General features: G+C 44.6%; 1 protein-coding gene and 1 pseudogene. Both read left to right on the forward strand.

Annotated elements, in window-relative coordinates; genetic code table 11:
* Window positions 1-266 (forward strand): annotated as a pseudogene (locus AC1M9F_RS14440) (acetyl-CoA C-acyltransferase); the annotation flags it as partial.
* A 48-nt stretch (window positions 267-314) separates the two neighbouring features.
* Window positions 315-1,094, forward strand: coding sequence for a 3-oxoadipate enol-lactonase (gene pcaD / locus AC1M9F_RS14445; protein WP_481595176.1), 780 nt, complete (start codon window positions 315-317; stop codon window positions 1,092-1,094).
* Window positions 1,095-1,193 lie beyond the last annotated feature (99 nt).

Here is a 1,193-nt window from a genome sequence, read left to right on the forward strand (position 1 = left end):
TAGAGCAAATGGATGTGATTGAGCTGAACGAAGCGTTTGCAGCACAAGCATTGGCGTGTACACGTGACCTAGGTTTAGCCGACGATGATGCACGTGTAAACCCAAATGGTGGTGCAATTGCACTGGGTCATCCATTGGGTGCATCAGGTGCGCGTTTGGTGACGACTGCTCTCAACCAACTAGAAGCAACTGGTGGCAAATATGCATTGTGCTCTATGTGTATTGGTGTGGGTCAAGGCATCGCTTTAATTATCGAACGTGTTTAACTATTAAAAACCCCCTCCCTTTTCTAAAGGGAGGTCGGGAGGGATTCTATGCCTACTTTTTCTTCAAATGATGCGCAAATCAATTATCAAACTTTTGGTGATTCAAGCAAGCCTGCTCTTGTTTTCTCTAACTCTTTAGGGACAAATTTCAGCATGTGGCAATCACAAATTGAGTTTTTTAAAGCTTCTCATTACGTGATTTGTTATGACACACGTGGTCATGGTGCATCGGACGCGCCTCAAGGTCCATATACCATTGATCAACTTGGTCAAGATGTGGTGAATTTACTCGACCATTTAAATGTTGAAAAAGCTGCATTCTGTGGTATTTCGATGGGTGGTTTGACAGGCCAATGGTTAGCGATCAATCATCCTCAACGCTTTAGTCATGTGATTGTGTGTAATACCGCCGCTAAAATTGGCAATGAAAATGCTTGGAATGATCGTGCCGTATTGGTTCGTGAACAAGGTTTAGCACCGATTGCATCAACGGCTGCAGGTCGTTGGTTTACAGATCCCTTTATCCAAAGCAACCCAGCAGTGATTGAAAAACTTTCAAACGACTTAGGAGCTGGCAGCCCTGAAGGTTATGCAAGCTGCTGTGAAGCTTTGGCTAAGGCGGATGTGCGTGAACAACTCAAACAGATTTCGATTCCTGTATTGATTATTGCAGGTCAGCAAGACCCTGTGACCACTGTGGCAGATGGTCAGTTTATGCAAGCCGCGATTGCGGGTAGTCAACTTGTTGAGATTAATGCTTCGCACATTTCGAATGTTGAACAACCACAGGCGTTTAACCAAGCTGTGGCTGAATTTATTCAGGCTTAAGTTCGGAACAACTCAAACCTGAACTCAGGAAACATCACTTGTCACGGGTGACTCATCTTGACGCTTTGCCAGATTGCTCCACCAGTCTGGCTTTTTTTT

The sequence above is a fragment of the Acinetobacter sp. ANC_7504 genome (assembly GCF_056779995.1).